Source organism: Alteromonas sp. ABH4_453, from assembly GCF_056160665.1.
In genome coordinates this window covers 79,252-92,797 of record NZ_JBSWXP010000003.1, presented here as the reverse complement: position 1 = coordinate 92,797, position 13,546 = coordinate 79,252, and the positions used below count along the sequence as shown (strand labels likewise).

Genomic DNA, 13,546 nt, shown 5'->3' with positions numbered 1-13,546 from the left:
TCTTAGCCATTTTTATATCCTTAGTTTCTTTTGTAGTGTATCGCTGGTTAACAGCATTTATTCTTCATTGTGTTGTTCAATGAATTCACGAATGAAGCGTCTTACTTCGCGAGCCGCAGACGTATCCAAAGAATCGCAAAGCGCGATAAACTGCGCTCTTTCTTCGTCATTAATACGAATAATCATCTGACTATTCTTTTTCTTCTTTTTATTGCTTTTTTCAGACATCTCGACCGCTTTTATGAGTAAGAAGCACCAAATCGAACTACAAACGTATATTCAATGTATATACATTTCAAGGTTAATATTGAACTTTTATTGATTTTTTTCATAAAAAAGTCACATAAACGTCACATGAGTGACTTCAATATTCGACAAAGTTGTCCCGTCAACGCAACAAAATGAGAAGTATATGACACAGGCACAATCAACAACCCACCTATCTTGTTTCATTGAAGCTATAGCGCTTGCCAAGCGCACAAAATGTGAATCACGAAATGATTTAAAAATTCTGCTGCAGCAAAAAGGTTATGAAGAAATTGTTGCGCTCAATACTGCTGAAGAGCTTGAGCCTCAGCTACCAATCGCCTCATAAATCAGCTGGTTAAAATGACCCGTTTCATACCCCATGGCGAAGTGTATGTTCACCGGGAAGAGCGCATACTTATTCTTGAAGGACACGGACCTTGGAATGTAGAAGCGCTTCAACATTCAACCGACCAGGCTAAGTCGATACTAGAAGAGCTAAGAGGCGCACCTTGGGGAGTAATGGTAACCATTTATGGCGAGCCGATTCACGTACCTGACGCAGAAACGCACCTCATTCAGCTTGTAAAAAAAGATATAGAGAATGGCAGAGTCGGTACCGCATTGCTTGTAGAAAAATCAAATTCGCCCAGTTTCGCCACGCAGCATTTCGGCAGTATCTATCAACGAGCTGGAGATAAAATTGAAGTGTTTAACAACAAAGCGGCCGCTAAACGTTGGCTATTGGAAACCATTCAGTTAGCGCAGTAAAGCTAGTAAAAATAAAGTTGAGGAAAAGTAATGCTGTCTGCGATTCTAATTTATATATTTTTTAGTGCGGGACTACTGGCGGTTCTACAATGCCTGTATTTATACAAAAAGCCGTTTGTCGGTAAATAGATGAGGGAAACAAAAGCTGAGCTTTTATTTCCCCGATAAAAACTCTTAATTAGGTGACCACTCGAATTTTTTAAATGGCTCATCTACCGGAGTCTCGGCCAAGTGGTTGGTATAGTTACTCATCACTTTTTGCGCCAGAATAAGAATAATTTCAAGTAGTTGCTGATGTTGGTAGCCAGCACTGTAGAATGCATCTAGCTGCGCACTGTCAACATTGCCGCGTCCGCGAGTTACAGCTAACACAGTTTCTTTAAGCGTATTCAATTTGCTGTCAGACAGTGTTTCATCTTTGCGTAGCTCTTCAATTAAGTCATCACTGACTTTCATGCTTTTCGCAATGCCGGTATGCGCTGGTACGCAGTAATGACAGGCATGCTCTACATTTACTGCCTGCCAAACAACCGTCAACTCTTCTGCATTAAACGATGTTTCCTGCGCTAACTTGTGTAGCACTTGATAGCCTTCCAGCAAGGTCGGCGCCTCAGCCATTACTGCGTGAAGGTTAGGCAGCATGCCGAATGCGCTAACCGAATTATCAATTAGTGGTTTTGCCGCTTCTGGCGCTGTGTCTTTAGTATGTAATTTAAAATCGCTCATATCACTCTCCTATTGATGTGACTAGAAGCTAAAGTAACCCTTTTGATTACCCTTACCTCTTTAATGTGAGAGTAATAATATGTTTACTTGAACGATCGTTCAAGCGATAATTGAACACATGTTCAAAATATTCACGCATAAGGTATGCAGCTATGAAATATGATCACGATGACATTATTGAAAAAGCCACTATGCTTTTTTGGCAGCGAGGCTTTCATGCTGCGGGTATGCGCGATATTCAACAAGCGTTAGACATGCGCCCCGGCAGCATCTACGCTCGCTTTCAAAGTAAAGAAGGTTTATTCAAGCTTGTTATTGAACAGTATGCGCAGAATAGCGCAGCAAGATTAAGCCAAGTAGCAAAGGCCGAATCGCCTCTAAATGCGCTTTACCACTTTTTTGAAACAGCATTAACTGGCCCGGATGAGCAACGCTATATGCGCCAGTGCTTACTGGTTAAGTCTATTGCAGAATTAGAACTCATTGGTGATGTTGCCAAAAAAGCGGTGCTTGAAAGTATGCAAACGCTTAAATCTGGCTTTAGAAATATTGTTGAAGCCTGTATAGAAAACGCTGAATTGCCCGAACATACGCCAACGAAACAGGCTGCAGAGTGGCTCCAAAATCAGTTCGTGGGTTTACGAGCGTTTGCACTTATGCAGGATGAAAACGAAGCAACTATTCAGATGATCGACAAGGTAATGATCGATTTAAAAGGCCAATGGCCTCAAAAAACGCATTAATGTGAATGACAGATAAAGGGGCTGAAACAGCGTATTTTGACAATGAGTGCTTTGGAAGCAGTTGCATAGAATATGGCTTAATTAGACAAACGCCCCAGAATAACGCTCTTTATCCAAGCGAAAAAGTTATTCTTGCTAGTTTTCGAACTAGCATAAGTTCGCTTTATGTCAACCCAGTGTTCTTGGTCATCAATTACTTTACCATCAACAAAGGGGACGTATAACTGGTCACCTTCAAAGTGGGTTCTAAACTCTAAGTAAAAGTCGCCTTGCAGCTCCTCAAGTAAGGCATCCGACTCCCCTAAACCGTCGGGAAGAAAATAATAAAACTGAGAGAGAATAAGCCTTCCTTCAACACTTAGCTCGTAATGTCCTGTATAGCCGTCCCAACAGGCAGACATCACCTCAATTTTTTCGGGATCAGGTTTATTCTTCAACTGATAAAAGTGTTTTTCGCCTTCTTCTGTTGGATGTCCTTGCCAAATATAGTAAAGGCTGTAGCCTTTTAAACTCACTAACGGACATTGATTAGAGAACCCTTGCGAGAATTGTACGGTCATTCCTTTGAACCTTTTTAGTGAGGAATCGAGTTAGCTTAAGTAAATGGCAAGATTTTGTGACTTTACAAACCTAAGCAAAAGCTTTTAGGAGAAGAACAAACGCAATAATTGCGCAACAAGCAATATTCCCATCAAAGGCCAAATCCACTTCGCCCATTTGGCCGCATCTTCATTACTGATACGCATCTTAGAGCGCTCAATTAGCGGTATAATTAATGCCAATGCACCGAACAATACTGCCAGTAAAATTAATACTTCCATTATCGTAACCCTATTGCATATTTGAGCACTTCTTGTTTTGCAGGCTCTATGCGCTGCGCCACAGAAAGCAGCTGGTTTCTTACCCATTTTATGGGGGCAATATCATTACTAAACAAGGTATAAAACCCATCCATTGCCGTCATCATTACCAAGTTATCTCGTTTACGTGGTCTTTCATAGTTACTGATAAGCCTTTGCGAAAATGCATCACCGATTATCGATAATGGGCAGTCGTACCCATTAGGTTTAAACTCTGAACTCACAGAAAGAAACGTCTCTACGTCTTTAAAACCCAAATTAACGCCCTGCCCAGCCAATGGATTAATGGTGTGCGCTGCATCGCCAATTAACACGCAACAGCCTTTAACATAGTGATTAGCATGGGAACGGGTAAGCGGAAAAACCGCTTTGTCTACAACAGAAAAGCTGTTGTCATTTTTAATGAGTTCATCAGGAAAGGTTTCAAGAATTTCACTTTCTAGTTGGCTCGCTTTTAAACTTTTAATCCGTTTTAGTTCGTCGGGCGAGTCGTACCACACGAGCGAGGCATAGTTGTCGAACATAGGCAAAAAGGCTTTTGGGCCACTTGAGGTAAATTGTTGCCAGGTAATGGGCTCAACGGGTTTGTCCATTTTGATAGTGATGCCCATTGCCTGTTGCGCGTACTGCCAACCTGTGGTGCCAATACCGGCCGCTTTTCTTACCTGAGAGTTTGCGCCATCTGCGCCAATAAGCCACTTAGCATCTATCGTTCTGCCGCTAGAAAGCATAACGGTAGCAGTATTTGCTAATTGAATATCTTGCACCGCTTCGCCCGTGATTAGCTCAACATTGTCAAACTGCTTTAATGCTGCGTGACACCCAAGCTGCAACAAACGGTTTTCCACAAAAAAGCCCAATTGAGGCATGTCGATACTTTGCGCGGTAAAGTCTGTTCGATGGGCTGGGTCGTCCCATACGCTAAGACCAGTGTATGGTTTTACGCGCATAGCAACTATGTGCTCCCAAGCGCCAAGGGCTTTTAGTAGAGTCACCGATGCTTCGCTGATAGCTGAAACCCTTAAGTCTGGCCCATCCTCGGGGTTAAAAGGTGCCGGTAGATACGGCTCTATCACTGCTACCTTAAACTGCTGCTTAGCAAGTCCCAACGCGAGCGCAGCGCCGACCATACCACCGCCATTTATACAAAAATCGACCATTTACTCTCCTTAAAACACGCACTTGCATTATGTCTTAAAACATAAAGCGCTGTGAAGTAAAACGTAGAACAGGCTTGCCCTAGATCAATTCTTCACGAATCGTCTCAAGATACTGGGAATATGCTTACATAACAGGTAAAATATGCGGCTATTTTGAACATCTTCCTGTAACTGACACTATCACTGTTTTTTGCGTAGCGATTTAAGCGCCGCACGTAAGACAACATTCTGGCAGCGACCTTTGCTAAACAAGGGTGAAACTGCTTTCACTTACAGGAACACTAACAGGTTATCGAATAGTTGTTATGACTAAAAAGCTGTATATCAAAACCTGGGGCTGCCAAATGAACGAGTACGACTCGGAAAAAATGGCAGACTTACTAGACTCAACGCATGGCTACAGTGCTGCTGAAAGTGCTGAAGAAGCCGATGTTATCTTGCTTAACACCTGCTCTATTCGTGAAAAAGCACAGGAAAAGGTGTTCCACCAGCTGGGACGTTGGAAAACACTTAAGCAAGATAAACCTGAACTTATTATCGGTGTAGGCGGCTGTGTAGCCTCTCAAGAAGGCGATACCATTCGTCAGCGGGCGCCGTTCGTAGACTTAGTATTCGGTCCACAAACACTGCACCGCTTGCCTGAAATGATCAATCAGCTTCAGGGCGGCGCAAAGTCAGTGATTGATGTAAGCTTCCCGGAAATTGAAAAATTCGACCGCTTGCCTGAGCCTCGCGCTGAAGGACCAACGGCGTTCGTTTCTATTATGGAAGGCTGTTCAAAATACTGTACGTTCTGCGTAGTACCCTACACCCGTGGTGAAGAAGTAAGCCGCCCTGTTGACGATGTGCTGCTTGAAATTGCACAGCTAGCAGGTCAAGGCGTACGTGAAGTAAACCTTCTAGGTCAAAACGTTAACGCGTATCGCGGTGACAATTACGACGGCACAATTTGTCGTTTCTCTGAGTTACTAGAGTTAGTGGCTGCTATCGATGGCATCGACCGTATTCGTTACACCACATCTCATCCGGTTGAGTTTACTGACGATATCATAGATGCATACGCGTCTATTCCTGAGTTAGTTGACCACCTGCACTTGCCTGTTCAAAGCGGTTCTGACCGTATTTTGAACCTGATGAAGCGTGGCCATACGGCAATCGAATACAAATCGAAAATGCGCAAGCTGAAGAAGATTCGCCCGAACATTAGTTTGTCGAGCGACTTTATTATTGGCTTCCCTGGCGAGACCGATGCCGATTTTGAAGCTACCATGGATTTGATTCAGGCTGTGGATTACGACCTTAGCTTCAGCTTTATTTACAGTGCTCGCCCAGGTACACCTGCTGCCGATGCAGTGGATGATGTAAGTGAAGAAACTAAGAAGCAACGTCTTCACCTACTACAGCAGCGTATTACTCAGCAAGCCCTTCGTATTGCGCGTCACATGGTTGGCACTGAGCAACGGATTTTGGTTGAAGGCCCGTCGAAGAAAAACCCAATGGAGCTTTCTGGACGTACTGAAAACAACCGTGTAGTAAACTTTGAAGGTACACCAGACATGATTGGCGAATTCGTTGATGTAAACATCACAGACGTATTTACCAACTCACTACGTGGCGAAGTTGTGCGCAGAGAAAGTGAAATGGGCTTGCGTGTTGCCGTTTCGCCCCAATCTATCTTGGCAAAGCATCAGGCAGATTTGCCTAATGAGCTTGGCGTGGGTCAATTTAACCCAGCCTAAATACATTTATAGCGAGGAAAAAAGTAGCTTGAGTACATTGGTTAGTAATGAATTTGAATTAGAACCGGCAGATAGCAAACGTTTGTCGAGTTTATGTGGCCCCTTTGATGACAACATTAAACAAATTGAGCGCAGGTTAGGCGTAGAGATTACCTACCGAAATAACGCATTCAAGGTGTTGGGTGAACCGCAGCAAATAAAAAGTGCCAGCGAATTACTTAAGCTTCTTTACATAGAAACACAGCCTATTAAGGGCCGTATTCCCGAGCTAGAAGCAGAACAAGTGCATCTCGCCATTCAAGAAGCCCGCGTTATTGAAAAAGACGCAACTGGCGGCTATGGCAAAGAAGTGAATATTAAAACCAAGCGCGGTGTTATTAAGCCGCGTAACCCTAACCAAGCGCAATATGTGGCGAACATTGTAAACCACGATATTACCTTTGGTATTGGACCTGCCGGTACGGGTAAAACCTACCTCGCCGTCGCTGCTGCTGTCGATGCACTAGAGCGACAAGAAATTCGCCGTATCTTGCTTACCCGCCCAGCGGTAGAAGCTGGTGAAAAACTCGGTTTCTTGCCCGGTGACCTTTCACAAAAAGTTGATCCATACTTGCGACCGCTTTACGACGCCCTGTTTGAAATGTTGGGCTTTGAAAAAGTAGAAAAGCTTATGGAGCGCAACGTGATAGAGGTTGCGCCGCTTGCCTATATGCGTGGTAGAACACTGAACGACGCCTTTATCATTTTAGATGAGAGCCAAAACACGACGGTAGAACAAATGAAAATGTTCTTAACCCGTATTGGCTTTAATTCGAAAGCGGTGATAACGGGTGACATCACGCAGGTAGACTTACCTCGCGGTGCAAAATCAGGTCTACGCCACGCTATTGAAGTGTTGAGCGAAGTGGATGACATTTCTTTCAACTTCTTTAACGCTGAAGACGTGGTTCGCCACCCTGTGGTTGCGCGTATTGTCAGAGCCTATGAAGTGCACGACGCTGAACAAGAACGCCTTCGCAAAGAACGTAAAGAAGAAGCGTTGCGACTTCAACGTGAACAGGCTTCTCAAAACGATAGCGCGACACAAACGAAAGACGACAACGCATCGTGACCGCCATTATTGATGTACAGCAAGCATTTGAAGGTGACGAAGCTATTTTGTCGGCCATTCCCTCACCTTCAGAGCTTGAGCGTTGGGCTAATGCTGTGCTCAAGTATGAAGGCTTAAGTGATCAAGAAGTGACTATCCGCTTTACTGACGATGCCGAAAGTCAAAGCCTTAACCACGAGTACAGAGGGAAAGATAAGCCAACCAATGTGCTGTCTTTTCCTTTCGAAGCGCCCCCCGGGATTGAAATCAACTTATTAGGCGACCTCGTTATCTGTGCCCCGGTTATAAGCCGCGAAGCTGAAGAGCAACGAAAACAAGTGAGCGATCACTATGCCCACATGACGGTTCACGGGCTATTGCATTTAATGGGTTATGACCATATTGACGATGCAGACGCCGAGGAAATGGAAAGTAAAGAGATTGATATTCTTGCAAGTCTTGGCATTATCAACCCCTACGAAATTAGTGACTAACAAACAATCATAAACTGTTGTTATAAAAGCATTTTAACACTTAATGACAATAAAACATTGACGACCAGCACGAACCATTTTAACGTTGGCGTTGACCTAACAATTAAACGGACATTATGAGCGACGATAATCCTCACTCTACCAACGGCTCCTCAGGCAAGAGTTGGTTAGATAAACTAAAAAATTCGATTTCTGGCGAGCCGAAAAGTAAAGAAGAGTTAGTATCGGTTATTACTGATGCTGAACAAAACGAAATTATTGACCCACAAACCCGAGAAATGATTGAAGGGGTTATTGGGGTAAATGAAATGCGAGTGAGAGATATTATGATCCCTCGCGCTCAAATGACCACTATCGATGTAGAGAAGAAAGTAGAAGAATTTCTACCTTTAATGCTTGAATCTGCTCACTCCCGTTTCCCCGTTATTAGTGAAGATAAAGACCATATCGAAGGTATTTTGCTTGCAAAAGACCTTCTTGCATTTGCTTTTAACGCAGAAAAAGAATTCAATTTAAAAGATATCCTACGCCCTGCGGTTATTGTTCCAGAGAGCAAACGCGTGGACGTTCTGCTTAAGGAATTCCGCCAACAGCGCTATCACATGGCTATTGTTGTAGACGAATACGGCGGCGTGTCCGGCCTGGTCACTATTGAAGATATTCTTGAGATCATCGTGGGTGAAATTGAAGATGAGTACGATACCGAAGAAGATGGTACCGACGATATTCGCCCATTAAATAAGTCGACATACTCGGTTAAAGCCTTAACCCCAGTTGATGATTTTAATGAGTTCTTTGAGACCAAGTTTAGCGAAGAGGAAGCCGACACAATTGGCGGTATTGTGCTGAAAGCATTTGGTCATATGCCAGAAACCAATGACGAAATCACCATTGGCGACATTCAGTTTAAAGTGACAAACTCTGATAAACGCAGACTTATTCAACTAAAGGTTTCAGTGCCTTCATTGGAATAGAGACATCGTCACAATAACGTTTATTTCAGCATAGGGTAGCGCGAATTTTTAAGCGCTTACCCTGTGAATACAAAACCTATCAATCACCATCAGATGACCTCTATGCTGAAACGGTTTACCCCCCACTTTCTTCTTCTGCTAAGCGGCGCTAGTTTAACGCTGGCTTTTGCCCCATTTAATATGTGGCTTTTAACTATTCCTGCCCTTGCCCTAGCTATTCGTCAGGTCATAAAGCTTAAGCATCGCCCTTTTCTAGCCGGATGGTTATTTGGTGCGGGATGGTTTGGAGCGGGCATAAGCTGGGTACATGTGAGTATTGCCGACTTTGGTGGGCTTCCTCTAATTGCCTCTGTCGCACTCATGGCATTGCTATGCGGTTATTTAGCGCTATACCCAGCTCTTGCGACGAAGTTTACTGCAAATTATTTTTCGCCACAGCTTTGGCCTATGGCACTTCCCTTTTTCTGGATTGTAGCTGAATGGCTTAGAAGCTGGATGTTAAGTGGTTTTCCATGGCTATCGTTAGGCTACAGCCAGTTAGAAAGCCCGCTGTCTGGCTTTGCACCTATTATTGGCGAAACGGGAATAAGCGCGCTGATCGTTGTTAGCGCTACCCTATTTGCTTTAATACATAATAAGCGAACTTTCGCTAATGCCACATTGGTGGCGCTGTGTTTGTTTACCAGTGGTTACCTGCTTAAACAGCATAGTTGGGTTGAGCCAAAAAAGACCTACTCGGTAGGTATGGCTCAAGGTAATATTGCGCAAAGTTTGCGATGGGTGCCAGAGCAAGATGGCCCTACTATGGACACCTATTGGAAACTAACCGAAAGCTTATGGGATAACGACTTAATTATATGGCCAGAAGCGGCCGTTCCCAAGCTTGAGCCATTGGCCCAGCCTTACCTTGCTAAAGTTAATGAAAGAGCCTTTCAAGAAGACACGGCACTTATAACTGGTATTGTAAATTATAATTGGGAAACAGACGAAGCGTGGAATAACCTTATCGTGCTTGGTAAACGCACGCCAGATGCTACATACCCTGATTACCAATATTTCCACAATAACCGCTTTTCGAAACATCACCTCTTACCCGTAGGTGAATTTGTACCTTTTGAAGACTGGCTACGCCCGCTCGCTCCCCTGTTCGACTTACCAATGTCGTCATTTTCTCGTGGTGACTATCAGCAGGCTAATCTTGAAGCTAATGGCATTCACTTAGCGCCCGCTATCTGTTTTGAAATTGCGTTTCCTCACCAAGTAATGGCAAATGTGTATGAAGATACGGACATGATAATCACCGTAAGTAACGACGCGTGGTTTGGGCACTCCCACGGCCCAGCTCAGCATTTGCAAATAGCGCAAATGCGAGCTCTTGAGTTGGGGCGCCCTGTTGTTAGAGCTACAAACAATGGCATAACTGCTTTTATCAACCATAAAGGTGAAGTAACAGCTCGTCTGCCGCAATTCATAGCAGGTAATATTTCAGCGCCAGTTGTTGCAACTCGCGGTTTTACTCCCTATTACCATTTACAGGAGTTAGGTGTTTGGTTATTGACGTTACTTCTTTTAGCTTCTGCGATAATACTTAAGAGGTCATATATAAACCGAAACTAGAGCGATACAGCATGATATAAAGGGGTTACGGAAAACTGAAAACATATGAGCTAAAACATTTGCTGCTCTGAGTTGGAGAATTATTATTTAGTGAACAGACGTGTCCGCTAATAAAGTGCGATATGGTTAAACAATGACTTATTTCTAGTCACTTTGATGACTGAGGACTCACCGACAATCTGGAAACCGTATCCATACTTTCGTGTAATATGCGCACAATGAAGATATTTGAACCACTCACTTCATAAGCTACCAAGTGATTTTTTATCGGCATAAGTCTAAACGGAGCAACATTTTTATTTTTATATTCTGGATAACGGAAAGGACTTGAGGAAAGTGAAGAAATTGCACCGTATAGGTCATCTAGGTATCTATCGGCTAATGACTCGCCCCACACTTTATGACCATAAAGCCAGATATCGATTAAATCCTCTTTTGCAAGATTTGATATCGTAATTTGCATCAATAATCAGCTCGTTGCTTGGCCTCATTTTTTATCACCTCGATGTCTAAAGCCCCTGCGCTACCGCTTTTCCTACCTTCTTGGACAGCCGATACTAGCGCTTGACGCTTTAGCGCTGCGTATTCTCTACTGGACAATAATACGCCTTGCTCTTTGCCGTTTCTGGTAATTGAGACAGGCTCAGATTGCGCACTCATCAGGAGCTCCCCGAATGAATTTTTAGCTTCAGTTGCTGAAATGACTTTCATAGACCTGATTCCCCACTTTAGATTTGATAAGACAAAAATAGCCAAATTAGCTATTTTGTTCAATAAGAACTTGCAATCGTTGCAACGTGGTTAACGCAACAAACATCAATTCAAGCTCCATATATTGGAATACGACATAAATTTGCCTAACTCGTACCAACGGTTGAATAAGCATTTGTAGTGGTTATATTGCTGTCAAAAAAAACGGCGCCTCACATTTGGCGCCGCACTCATTTTTAAGATAAGGAATAAATTCAGAAGTTTCGTTAATTGCCCGCCGCCTGAATAGCGGTAAGGGCAATGGTAAATACAATGTCATCAACCAACGCACCGCGACTTAAATCGTTAACTGGCTTTCTCATGCCCTGCAGCATTGGGCCAATACACACCAAGTCGAAGCTACGCTGCACCGCTTTATAAGTGGTGTTACCTGTGTTTAGGTCTGGGAAAACAAACACGTTTGCTTTACCGGCAACCGGGCTGTTTGGTGCCTTGCTCTTACCTACACTTTCAATGGCTGCAGCATCGTATTGAAGCGGGCCGTCGATAAGTAAATCGGGGCGTAGCTCTTGCGCAATTTTAGTAGCCTCACGCACTTTCTCTACATCGCTACCAGCACCTGACGAGCCTGTACTGTAGCTGATCATAGCTACTCGTGGTTCAATACCAAACATCTGCGCCGATTCAGCAGACTGAATTGCTATGTCGGCTAGCTGCTGTGCGTTGGGGTCAGGGTTAATAGCACAGTCGCCGTAAACCAAAACTTGATCAGGCAACAGCATGAAAAATACTGACGATACTAAAGAGGTGTTTTCAGCTGTTTTAATTAACTGAAGCGCTGGGCGAATAGTGTTCGCAGTAGTGTTTACCGCGCCAGAGACTAGGCCATCCACATCGTCTTGCTGAAGCATCATTGTGCCTAAAGTCACGTTGTCTTCTAGTAACTCTTTAGCAACTACTTCAGTAACGCCTTTATGACCGCGCAGTGCCACTAAACCTTCGACATAGTCATCTTTTATCTCACTAGGAGAAAGTATTTCTACGCCGTCGCTCAGTACTACACCTTGCTGCTCTGCTACACGGCGAATCTCTGTTTCATCACCAATAAGTACCGGGCGCGCTAAACCACGCTTAGCACAGATAGAAGCCGCAACAACGGTTCTTGGCTCGTTACCTTCAGGTAGCACAATGCGTTTGTTTACCTGCCTTGCACGGTTGGTAAGATAGAAACGGAATGCTGATGGCGAAAGCTTTTTCTGGCGAGATACTTTTTGGGTTAGTGAATTCACCCAGCTTGCATCTAAGCTTTCTGCCGTATGCACCATCACCTTTTCGATACGTTGGCTGTCATCAACCGGCACTTCTTGGTTAAAAGCGTGAAGTGCCTGCGCTGTTTGCCATGTATTTGAATTTACCAACATTACTGGTAGGCCCGTTTCCATGGCTTGACTACATAATGCCATAATATTTTCATCGGGCTGGTAGCCACCGGTAAGCAAGAGCGCGCCTAGCTTAGTACCGTTTAACGCAGCCAAACAGCACGACACAAACACATCACCGCGGTCGCCTGACATCACTAGTAACGCACCTGGCTTGAGGGTGTGTGTCATATTGTGAATTTCTCGGGCGCAAAACGTAACGCTGCTTAGTCGACGCTCTGCTAGTTCACCCTCGTTAAGTAAGGTGGCATTTAGGTGCTTCGCAACGTCCGTTGCACGTGGCGAAACGAGGTCAGCACTCCAATCAATAGTACCAAGAAGACTTAACCCTCTTTTGAAAATAGGCAGATCACGCAGTGCCTGCGTACGCTCTTCATCGTGCTCTGGCGCTTCTATTGCACCGATATCGGCACGAAGCCGACCGTGTTCATCAAAAGGCGCGTTAACCTTGTTGAAGATACAACCAACCACTTTTTGACTTTTATGACCGCCATAGGTATCAACAACTATTTCAAGGCGGTGATTAATATCTGTTGTCGACTCGTTGCCAGGCACCGCCACAAAAACAATATCGGCATCTAGAGCACGGCTAATTTCTAAATTCAAACGCTCCGCATAGGGATGATGACGGGTTGTCACCAGCCCTTCTATAACGGTTACTGCATCTTGAACGCTCTTTTCTTCAAATCGCTCAATAATTTCTTCTAAAAGCTCATCAGTATTATCACTGCTGATCATTCGCTCTACGTATTCAAGTCCGAACGGTTCGATTGGCGATACGCTGGCATGATGCGCAATAATAGCTGTAGATCGCTCTTCCCCGTTGTCACCTTTGCGCGGTTGAGCCACGGGCTTAAAGAAATTGAGCTTTATACCTTGTTCCTCGATGGCACGAACAAGGCCCATGCTGACCGTAGTGAGGCCCACACTGGTACCTACGGGGATCAACATAATTTTGCGAGACATAGTTACTCCT

At 44.2% G+C, this 13,546-nt stretch carries 16 protein-coding genes; 8 read left to right on the top strand and 8 right to left on the bottom strand.

The window, feature by feature from the left end; all coding sequences use genetic code 11:
- Positions 1–57: 57 nt before the first annotated feature.
- Positions 58–228, bottom strand: coding sequence for a hypothetical protein (locus ACXAGV_RS06770; RefSeq protein ID WP_474872593.1), 171 nt, complete (start codon positions 226–228; stop codon positions 58–60).
- Positions 229–412: 184 nt separating this feature from the next.
- Between ACXAGV_RS06770 and ACXAGV_RS06765 the strand changes: the two genes are divergently transcribed.
- Entirely contained in the window at positions 413–595 is a 183-nt protein-coding gene (locus ACXAGV_RS06765) for a hypothetical protein (protein WP_474872592.1), read from the top strand.
- Positions 596–609: 14 nt separating this feature from the next.
- Positions 610–1,017 (top strand): hypothetical protein, encoded by a 408-nt coding sequence (locus tag ACXAGV_RS06760; protein WP_474872591.1) that lies wholly within the window; start codon positions 610–612, stop codon positions 1,015–1,017.
- A gap of 174 nt (positions 1,018–1,191) precedes the next feature.
- Here the strand turns inward: ACXAGV_RS06760 and ACXAGV_RS06755 are convergent, their stop codons facing one another.
- Positions 1,192–1,743 (bottom strand): carboxymuconolactone decarboxylase family protein, encoded by a 552-nt coding sequence (locus tag ACXAGV_RS06755; protein ID WP_474872590.1) that lies wholly within the window; start codon positions 1,741–1,743, stop codon positions 1,192–1,194.
- Positions 1,744–1,895: 152 nt separating this feature from the next.
- Between ACXAGV_RS06755 and ACXAGV_RS06750 the strand changes: the two genes are divergently transcribed.
- Entirely contained in the window at positions 1,896–2,486 is a 591-nt protein-coding gene (locus ACXAGV_RS06750) for a TetR/AcrR family transcriptional regulator (RefSeq protein ID WP_474872589.1), read from the top strand.
- Positions 2,487–2,563: 77 nt separating this feature from the next.
- On the opposite strand, the gene ACXAGV_RS06745 is transcribed toward ACXAGV_RS06750, so the two are convergent.
- From ACXAGV_RS06745 to ACXAGV_RS06735, 3 genes are all read right to left on the bottom strand, one after another.
- Entirely contained in the window at positions 2,564–3,046 is a 483-nt protein-coding gene (locus ACXAGV_RS06745; protein WP_474872588.1) for a hypothetical protein, read from the bottom strand.
- A gap of 84 nt (positions 3,047–3,130) precedes the next feature.
- Positions 3,131–3,307 carry a hypothetical protein gene (locus tag ACXAGV_RS06740; protein ID WP_474872587.1) on the bottom strand — a complete coding sequence of 59 codons (177 nt, stop codon included), beginning with the start codon at positions 3,305–3,307 and terminating at the stop codon, positions 3,131–3,133.
- Positions 3,307–4,506: an FAD-dependent monooxygenase gene (locus ACXAGV_RS06735; RefSeq protein ID WP_474872586.1), complete on the bottom strand. Its 1,200-nt coding sequence runs from the start codon at positions 4,504–4,506 to the stop codon at positions 3,307–3,309. The genes ACXAGV_RS06740 and ACXAGV_RS06735 overlap by 1 nt, the downstream gene beginning before the upstream one ends.
- Before the next feature lie 305 nt (positions 4,507–4,811).
- Between ACXAGV_RS06735 and miaB the strand changes: the two genes are divergently transcribed.
- The 5 genes from miaB to lnt all read left to right on the top strand — a co-directional run bounded on the left by miaB (position 4,812) and on the right by lnt (position 10,420).
- Positions 4,812–6,245, top strand: a complete 1,434-nt coding sequence (miaB, locus tag ACXAGV_RS06730; protein ID WP_474872585.1) for a tRNA (N6-isopentenyl adenosine(37)-C2)-methylthiotransferase MiaB — start codon at positions 4,812–4,814, stop codon at positions 6,243–6,245.
- A gap of 28 nt (positions 6,246–6,273) precedes the next feature.
- Positions 6,274–7,356: a PhoH family protein gene (locus ACXAGV_RS06725; protein ID WP_474835248.1), complete on the top strand. Its 1,083-nt coding sequence runs from the start codon at positions 6,274–6,276 to the stop codon at positions 7,354–7,356.
- A complete protein-coding gene (gene ybeY, locus ACXAGV_RS06720) occupies positions 7,353–7,829 on the top strand; it encodes an rRNA maturation RNase YbeY (protein ID WP_474872584.1) in 477 nt (158 codons plus the stop codon). The genes ACXAGV_RS06725 and ybeY overlap by 4 nt, the downstream gene beginning before the upstream one ends.
- Before the next feature lie 116 nt (positions 7,830–7,945).
- Complete coding sequence (gene corC / locus ACXAGV_RS06715) at positions 7,946–8,803, top strand: CNNM family magnesium/cobalt transport protein CorC (protein ID WP_474872583.1); 858 nt, start codon at positions 7,946–7,948, stop codon at positions 8,801–8,803.
- Between the two features lie 102 nt (positions 8,804–8,905).
- A complete protein-coding gene (gene lnt / locus ACXAGV_RS06710) occupies positions 8,906–10,420 on the top strand; it encodes an apolipoprotein N-acyltransferase (protein WP_474872914.1) in 1,515 nt (504 codons plus the stop codon).
- Between the two features lie 148 nt (positions 10,421–10,568).
- Here lnt and ACXAGV_RS06705 read toward each other — a convergent pair whose 3' ends face one another.
- The 3 genes from ACXAGV_RS06705 to pta all read right to left on the bottom strand — a co-directional run bounded on the left by ACXAGV_RS06705 (position 10,569) and on the right by pta (position 13,536).
- Entirely contained in the window at positions 10,569–10,883 is a 315-nt protein-coding gene (locus ACXAGV_RS06705; protein ID WP_474872582.1) for a type II toxin-antitoxin system RelE/ParE family toxin, read from the bottom strand.
- Entirely contained in the window at positions 10,883–11,131 is a 249-nt protein-coding gene (locus tag ACXAGV_RS06700; RefSeq protein ID WP_334050127.1) for a type II toxin-antitoxin system Phd/YefM family antitoxin, read from the bottom strand. The genes ACXAGV_RS06705 and ACXAGV_RS06700 overlap by 1 nt, the downstream gene beginning before the upstream one ends.
- A 266-nt stretch (positions 11,132–11,397) precedes the next feature.
- On the bottom strand, positions 11,398–13,536 hold the full coding sequence (pta, locus tag ACXAGV_RS06695) for a phosphate acetyltransferase (protein ID WP_474872581.1): 2,139 nt from the start codon (positions 13,534–13,536) through the stop codon (positions 11,398–11,400).
- Positions 13,537–13,546: the final 10 nt, after the last annotated feature.